This is a genomic window from Corynebacterium sp. HMSC064H12, from assembly GCF_001809925.1.
Taxonomy (GTDB): Bacteria; Actinomycetota; Actinomycetes; order Mycobacteriales; family Mycobacteriaceae; genus Corynebacterium; species Corynebacterium jeikeium_D.
In genome coordinates, this window is sequence record NZ_KV799341.1 from 206602 (window position 1) to 214618 (window position 8017).

Annotated in this window: 7 protein-coding genes; 6 read left to right on the top strand and 1 reads right to left on the bottom strand. The window is 57.7% G+C overall.

Annotated elements, in window-relative coordinates:
* Nucleotides 1–16 precede the first annotated feature (16 nt).
* From HMPREF2681_RS05850 to HMPREF2681_RS05870, 5 genes are all read left to right on the top strand, one after another.
* A complete protein-coding gene (locus HMPREF2681_RS05850) occupies nt 17–1102 on the top strand; it encodes a PLP-dependent cysteine synthase family protein (protein WP_080985592.1) in 1086 nt (361 codons plus the stop codon).
* Nucleotides 1099–2499: an MATE family efflux transporter gene (locus HMPREF2681_RS05855; RefSeq protein WP_016422025.1), complete on the top strand. Its 1401-nt coding sequence runs from the start codon at nt 1099–1101 to the stop codon at nt 2497–2499. Before HMPREF2681_RS05850 ends, HMPREF2681_RS05855 begins: the two co-directional genes overlap by 4 nt.
* A gap of 214 nt (nt 2500–2713) precedes the next feature.
* The gene (locus HMPREF2681_RS05860) at nt 2714–3835 is read left to right on the top strand and encodes an ABC transporter substrate-binding protein (RefSeq protein WP_224783767.1); all 1122 of its coding nucleotides are present in this window, start codon (nt 2714–2716) and stop codon (nt 3833–3835) included.
* Nucleotides 3836–3930: 95 nt separating this feature from the next.
* Complete coding sequence (locus HMPREF2681_RS05865) at nt 3931–4980, top strand: FecCD family ABC transporter permease (protein ID WP_042389120.1); 1050 nt, start codon at nt 3931–3933, stop codon at nt 4978–4980.
* Nucleotides 4981–5159: 179 nt separating this feature from the next.
* Nucleotides 5160–5819: an ABC transporter ATP-binding protein gene (locus HMPREF2681_RS05870; protein ID WP_080969612.1), complete on the top strand. Its 660-nt coding sequence runs from the start codon at nt 5160–5162 to the stop codon at nt 5817–5819.
* A gap of 110 nt (nt 5820–5929) precedes the next feature.
* Here HMPREF2681_RS05870 and HMPREF2681_RS05875 read toward each other — a convergent pair whose 3' ends face one another.
* On the bottom strand, nt 5930–6910 hold the full coding sequence (locus HMPREF2681_RS05875; RefSeq protein ID WP_016422029.1) for a 1,4-dihydroxy-2-naphthoyl-CoA synthase: 981 nt from the start codon (nt 6908–6910) through the stop codon (nt 5930–5932).
* A 13-nt stretch (nt 6911–6923) separates the two neighbouring features.
* On the opposite strand from HMPREF2681_RS05875, the gene HMPREF2681_RS05880 reads away from it, so the two are divergent.
* Nucleotides 6924–7949, top strand: coding sequence for an o-succinylbenzoate synthase (locus HMPREF2681_RS05880; RefSeq protein WP_016422030.1), 1026 nt, complete (start codon nt 6924–6926; stop codon nt 7947–7949).
* Nucleotides 7950–8017 lie beyond the last annotated feature (68 nt).

Sequence of the window (8017 nt, forward strand, 5' to 3'; positions counted from 1 at the left end):
CTAATTGGGGTCTGTCATGATTGATTTTCCATATTCTGAAAAAAAATTAAGAAAACCTTGCGCAACATGTTCGCTTGAGAGTTGTAGTTTAATTGGAAACACGCCAATTCTTGAACTGTGTAATACCGGATCCGGAAGCCGGTTATTACTGAAGATGGATTGCCTAAATCCGACGGGAAGCGTAAAGGTGCGAATGGCGCTGGAGATGATTGTTGCTGCGGAGATCTCCGGCGAGCTCAAGCCGGGCGGAAGAATCATTGAACCCACTAGTGGAAACACTGGTTTAGGTCTGGCATTTGTGGCCTCTCAGCGGGGATACAAGTTTACGGCGATTGTGGATCATCACGCTGCTAAGGACAAGCTGCGTTCCATGCAAGCACTTGGAGCAGAGTTGGTCTTCGTCGGGGATAAAGAATCCTGTGTTCCGTCTACGAGCCTTAGACGTGCGAAGGCCGCAGAAATTGTCGCCGAGACCTCGGATGCATGGTGGCCAGATCAGCACAATAATCCCAACAACCCAGCTGGTTACTGGCAGCTTGCATACGAACTCGATGAGCAAATCCCAGAAAAGGTTGACGTTCTCGTTGCGGCAATCGGAACGGGCGGGACGTTGTGCGGTACAACGGAACATCTGAGGAAGCTTGGGCATACCGCCGAGTCGTTGGCTGTTGAACCCGAAGGCTCCATCATTTTTGGTGGGGTGCCAGGGGCATATAAGCAATCAGGTGCCGGTGCTCCGTCGGGTTTCAAAATCGGCAATAACGTCCGCTACAACCTCATCGACCATGGAGTCAAAGTTAGCGATGTCAAGGCATTCGCTGTGGCCCGAGTGTTGGCTAGGGAACATGGGCTCATGGTTGGAGGCACAGCAGGTGCTGCAATCTACGAAGGTTTGCGTCATCTACACGAGTTTCAGGCAGGAACAACAATGGTCGTCATTGTTTGTGATGCTGGTGAGAAATATCTCGACACAATTTTTGATACTGATTGGCTTCAGAAAAATCATTTGTATTCAGAAGTTATGGAGCGTCAAGTTTCGCGAATGCTCAGAGCCTATGGTGATTCTCGTGCCATTGCTAGTTCCTTCGAGGTGGCCGGGTGATAAAACCAGCTCGTGCAATTGGCCAGCAAACCGTGTCCTACCGTGATGTCTATTCGCTTGCGCTACCCATCGCGGGCGTTCAGCTAGCGGGGGTTGCGCTAACCACGACCGATGTGCTGATGCTGCAGACCCTCGGTGTAGTGGCAATTGCCGGCGGCGGACTCGCAATGCAGTTCTACAACCAGATTCGCACCATGTGTGTCGGTATGGTCACCGCCGGAGGCAACCTAGTAGCCGAGGCCGCGTCGGAGTGGGAAAAGACAGGCGAGGAAGTTGCGGCTGAGCGAATCCGCCAAGCGGTACGCAGTTGCATGGCCGTCGGTACCGCAACTGCAATCATTGGTGGCCTCATCGTGATTTCATTTGGTGCGCTTGCACTCATCTTGCCCATCGACGACACTGTTGCCGAGCTAGCGTTCTCGATGACGGTCGCGCTTGCACCAGGCCTTATCCCGATGATTTGGCTCAATGTCCTGCGGCAGTTTGCAGTCGGCATGCGTCGGCCGGGCTCTCTGCTGGTGGTTACGCTCATCTCCATCGTTGTCAACGCTGCTCTCAACGCTGGATTCCTCCGGCTAACAAGTGTCAATGAATGGGGAACTGCATGGGGACTGGTGGGCATCGGTCTGTCGACCACCTGCGTCCAGGTTTTTACCCTGCTGTCCTTTGCTGGCTTGCTGCAAAGAGACCGTCAGCTACGGAAATTCTTCGCGGTCATTCCGAGGCCCGGCGACGCAGCATGCATGAGGCGCATTATTCGGCTTGGGATTCCAGTTTCGCTTACCTACGGCTCTGAAGCTGCGATTACTACTATCGCAGGTCTAGCGATGGGCCTGGTTAGCCCAGTCATGCTGGCAGCGCACACCGTTGTTAACCAACTCGCTTATATCGTCTACCAAGTATGTATCGGCTTCTCGCACGGAGGATCTATACTGGTCAGCCGTGCATTAGCGGATGGTGCCGAGGCAGTCAAACAGGTATCACGTCGGGTTTTGCACGCAGTGGGTATTTATCTTGCCGTCGTCGGTTTGCTCTGGTTGCTACTGGGCAAGTACGTCGTTGGACTGTTCCTTACTGATTCCAACGTTAGTGCCAATCCCGATGTACGCCATATAGCGACAATCTTGTTGTGCCTTGCCGTGCTTCAGCAGTTCGCTAAAGGCTCCCAGAACGTGCTGGTGGGGCTCCTTCGTGGGCTGCGCGACACGAAGTCGGGTCTCAGTGCGACCCTTTGGGGCTACTGGGCGGTGGGGGTTCCAGCTCTCCTGATTCTTGGCCTTGGCCTTCGTTGGGAAGGATATGGCGTTTGGGTTGGGCTCATCCTTGGCTTTTCCACGACCGCTGCTCTGCTTTACCGCGCTCTGCAGCGTCACCTGCAACCCACTAGTTCCGTGTGACGGCCGAAGCTTCGTAACACCCATCCAGAAATAGTCTGAACCATCCACGTAAAGATGACGTTTTCCCTCTACCGAAGGGGATCCGAGGAGCTGAATATGCGGTCGACTGACCGCCTGCTCCGGAAAGAAGAAAATGAAGGTTAGTTCTCCTCTTACTCCAAGCGTGCTACTGCGTGACTTCCCCGCAAGGGTGCTTTTCGCGGTACTCCTATGCATGTCGCTCGTCCTTCTCGCCGCTTGCTCAGATGGAAATGGAGACGCATCCGCTAGCAGTGAGAAGCGTACCGTCGTCGATGCGCTAGGACGCGAAGTTAAAGTCCCGCAGAATGTCGAGCGAATCCTGATGGGCGGGCAGAAGATGCTTTACACGACGGCGCTTCTGAACCCAGACAATCCAACTGACAAGATCGTTGCCTGGCCAGAGGACCTGAAGGAAAACGACAAAGCCACTTACGACCGCTACGTTGAGAAGTTCCCCAAGATCAAGGACATCCCGACCACAGGCGAGATTTACAACAACACTATGTCGCTGGAACAGGCTCTGGAGTCCCGACCCGATGTCTTCGTAGTAAATGCGGGTGTCTTCGACGCGGCTAAAGATGCTGGAATCGTTGATGGATTAGAAAAGGCAGGCGTGCCGACGGTGACTGTCGACTACTTCATTGACCCAGTGAAAAACACCGAGCCCAGTATTCGAATGATGGGACAACTGCTGGGGCGTGAAAAGCAGGCGGAAGACTTTATCAACTACTACGAGAAGAAGGTCAACAAGGTCGCTGACCGCCTTGCCGAGAAGAAACCAGCACCGACACCGACATTCCTGTGGCGAGCACCCGGTTACTTTGACTGCTGCTCAACCTTCGCCAAGTCCAACCTGGCGCAGATTGTCAATTTTGCCGGTGGACTAAACCTTGGCGACGAAATGATTGATGCGAAGCAAGGGCAGGTATCGCCAGAGGCATTGGCCGGGAAGAATCCTGAAGTCATCATTGCCACAGGCGCAGACTGGGATCAGGGTAAGACTCCGGTCAAGGAAGGAAATTACGTACCGCTGGGTTACTCGGAATCGAAGGAAGAGGCGCAAAAGGCCCTTCACGATGTCGTCGGTAAGCAACCCGCTGTGCGTGAAGTCGACGCGGTGAAAAGTAAGCGTACTTTCGTCGCATGGCATCATTTTTACGATTCGCCATATAACTTCCTGGCAGTCGAGATGTTTGCAAAGGCCATGCACCCGGACTTGTTCGGCGACATTGACACTGAACGAGAGGTACAGGACCTGCACGATAAGTTCCTGCCAATCGAGGCCTCGGGCACCTTCTGGACTGGGCTGGAGTGATGTCGAACATGCAAGTTTCGCACGGAAACCTGGCAACAACGCAGGGGAGCGGAGACGCCGTTCGCGGGGAGCAGGAAGTCAGCCCTGATAGAGTAATGGTGCAGTCAACTTTTCACTGGTATCAGCGCGCAGCACGGAAGAAGTGGGTGATAATCGCTCTGATTACTGTGGTGTTGGCTTTGACATCGCTTGCTGACTTTCTACTCGGTGGCGGTAGCATGCCTGCCAGCGAAGTTTTGCATACATTGACCCATCCGGTTGGTGCGCGACCCATTGACCACCAGATTGTTTTCGACATTCGGCTTCCGATGACCGTGACTGCAGTGCTCGTCGGAGCGACGCTGGCAGCGGCGGGCTCACAAATGCAGACAATTCTGGGAAATCCCCTGGCCGAGCCGTACACCCTGGGCGTGTCAGCGGCGGCCGGATTCGGTGCTGCCCTGGCTGTGGTCACCGGCTTCGCTTCTGAGGGAATCGGTGCGGTGCTGGGGATGGCCGGGACTGCGTGGGTGTTCGCGATGCTGGCCTGCGCTGCGATTCTGCTCTTTTCCCGATTTCGTGGCCCAGGAGTCGAGGGGATGATTCTCCTCGGTATCGCGATTGTATTCTTTTTCGACGCTCTACTGGCCCTGATGCAATACCTGGCCTCGGAGACGCAGTTGGAACAGGTTGTGTTCTGGACGATGGGTAGTCTCACCCGCTCGAACTGGACGCAGATTGCGTTGCTCGCGGTGATATTCGTGATGGGGCTACTCTTCTTTTACCTCAATGCCTGGTCGCTGACTGCATTCCGGATGGGCGATGACCGCGCAAAAGCCCTTGGCGTAGACGTTGATCGACTGCGTGCGCTGACCCTTATCGTGGTGTCCTTTATGGCGGCAACCGCTGTGTCGATGGCCGGTACGATTGGATTTATCGGTCTCGTCGGCCCACACGTTGCGCGCTTATTGGTAGGCGAAGATCAACGTTATTTTCTTACTGCTTCGACTTTGGTAGGGGCGCTGCTTCTGGTTGCGGCATCGGCAGTGTCGAAGGTGATTCAACCGGGTGTAATTCTTCCCGTAGGCATTATTACCGCAATTGTAGGAGTGCCCGTATTTGTCGCGATTATCGCTGGCCAGAGGAGGAAAATGTGGGTTGGCTAAAGGCAAGTCGCTTTGTCGGGAACGACGCTGTACATGGTCATCACGACAGCCCCAGTAAACCTGACGGTAAACCCCTCGGCGAAACCCCTCCAGAATCGTCCGCTCTTAGCGCGCGAGGAGTGTCTTTTGCTTACGACGGCCATCATGTCCTGCACAATGTCGACGTTGGGCCTCTTCCGATGGGAAGCGTGACTGCGTTGGTCGGTCCCAACGGAGCTGGCAAATCGACACTGCTGAGGTGTTTGGCGGGCCTTGAAAACTGCTCGGGGCAGGTACGTGCTGAAAGATCTCTATATTTGCCACAGGACCCTCCGCCGCTGAGCTCATTGACCGTGTACGAAAGCGTCCTGCTTGCCCGGCAACAGTCATTTTCTGGGTTTTCCGCACTGCGTGTCGGATCCACAGTGCGGGCAGAAGTGCAGGCCACCATTGAACGACTTGGGTTGGTTGCGTTGTCATCGCGGCTGATGTCTGAGTTGTCTGGGGGACAGCGGCAGTTGGTGAGTTTTGCGCAGGCGGTTGTGCGACGACCTCGGGTATTGCTTCTCGACGAGCCCACCAGCGCACTCGACCTGCGTAACCAATTGATGCTTCTCGGGCAGGTACGCAAGTGTGCGCGGGAATTGCCCTGCGCGGTAGTGATGACACTTCATGACCTGGGGCAAGCGGCGCGCTTTTGCGAACATGTGGTTGTTCTAGCCGATGGTCGGGTCAGCAGTGCAGGGCCTCCGGCAGAGGTCATTAATGAAGCTATGCTGCGAGAGGTTTATCAGGTAGAAGGTGCGGTGCTCCCGACTCGCAATGGCGGGCTGGCGGTCGAAGCGTCGGAGGCACTCTAGCGCAGACCCGTGACTGTAGCGCACGCTCTCGGCTGTTCTACAGCCACGAATGAGCGCTAAAGTGCAGGGCCCGACGAGCGCCCCAGCCGGCGCCCCCCCCCTAACTGCCCCTAGTAGTAGAACGGGAACTCGTCCCAGTTCGGGTCACGCTTTTCCAGGAACGCTTCCTTGCCCTCGACGGCCTCGTCGGTCATGTACGCCAGGCGAGTAGCCTCGCCCGCGAAGACCTGCTGGCCCATCAGTCCGTCATCGGTCAGGTTGAAAGCGAACTTCAGCATGCGCTGCGCCGTTGGGGACTTACCGTTGATCATGCGGCCCCACTCCACCGCGACATCTTCCAGCTCAGCGTGGTCGGCGACCTCGTTGACAGCGCCCATGCGGTGCATGGTCTCAGCGTCGTAGGAACGGCCGAGGAAGAAAATCTCGCGGGCAAACTTCTGACCAACCTGCTTCGCCAGGTAGGCCGAGCCATAGCCGGCATCGAAAGATCCCACGTCAGCGTCGGTCTGCTTAAAGCGGGCCTCCTGGCGGGATGCCAGTGTCAGGTCACACACCACGTGCAGGGAGTGTCCGCCACCTGCGGCCCAACCATTGACCACGGCAATGACAACCTTCGGCATAGTGCGAATCAGGCGCTGCACCTCCAGGATGTGCAGGCGGCCACCCTCGACCTTGGCACGCGCGGTATCGATGGTGGATGCGTCCGCGGTAGCGTCGTCATGCTCGTGGGATGTGGCGTACTGGTAGCCGGAACGACCGCGAATGCGCTGGTCACCACCCGAACAGAATGCCCAGCCACCGTCCTTGGTGCTCGGGCCGTTACCGGTCAGCAGCACAACGCCGACATCCGGGGTGCGACGCGCGTGGTCGAGCGCGCGGTAGAGCTCATCGACGGTATGCGGGCGGAATGCGTTACGAACCTCCGGGCGATCAAACGCAATACGCACAATGCCGTTTTCGCGGCCCTCGCCGACGTGGCGGTGGTAGGTGATGTCGGTCAAATCCTCAAAACCATCAACCGTCTTCCACTGCTCGGGGCGGAAGGGGTTATCGGTCGAGTACTTCGCGGTATCAGTCATGGCTTCCAGCATAAAGGTCTCTAGCATGAGGGGTATGTCTGTGTCCGCTGCGCCCAACATCCAGCTTCCGCCCATCGATGACATCCTCGACCGCGCCCACGTCGTCGCGCTGCCCATGGCAGTGAAATTCCGTGGCGTCACCACCCGCGAGGCACTCCTCATCGACGGCCCCGTCACCTGGGGCGAGTTCGCTCCCTTCCTGGAATACGAGGCGTCCGAGGCCGCCGCGTGGCTGCGCTCGGCCATCGAATGCGCATACGTCGGCCTGCCCATCCCGAAGCGCGAGTTTGTCGAGGTCAACGCCACCATCCCCGCCGTCACACCCGACCAGGTGCCGGAGGTCGTGGCGCGCTACCCCGGGTGCCGCACGTTTAAGGTCAAGGTCGCAGAGAGCGGCCAATCGCTTAACGACGACATCGAGCGCGTAGCCGCCGTCCGCACCGCGGTGGCCGAAGCCTATGGCTATGAACCTGTGGTGCGGGTGGATGCGAATCGTGGCTGGTCGGTGGAGCAGGCCATCCGCGCCGCTCATGAGTTGGGGCCGCTGGAGTACATGGAGCAGCCCGTTGCGACTGTCGCCGAGCTCCGCGCGGTCCGCGACACAGTGGGGGAGTTTTGCCCGATTGCTGCCGATGAGTCGATTCGCAAGGCCGAGGATCCGTATTTGGTTGCGCGCGAACAGGCGGCGGACGTGGGCGTAATGAAGGTCGCGCCGCTTGGTGGACCACGCTGCTTGCTTCGGTTGGCCGAGGAGCTCGCGATGAAGGTGACGGTCGCCAGCGCCCTGGACACCGGTGTTGGCATGGCCGCCGGTTTGTTCACGGCGGCGGCCCTGCCTGCCACAGAGCTGCAGCCGGAGCCGAACGCGGCGGGTTTGGCCACGTCCTCGCTGTTTATCGAGGACGTCATCGAGCCCCGGCCACTTATCGATGGCCGACTGCCCGTCACCAACCCCGCTCCCGACCCTTCCCGCCTGGCCGAGCTCGCCGCGCCGGGCCCCCGCCGCGATTGGTGGTTCGACCGCCTCCGCGCGGCGTACGCCCATCTATAACGCCAAGAAAGTGACTAGGTTTATGACACTTTGAGCCCGGTAGGTTCAGGCGGTGAATGCATCACCAC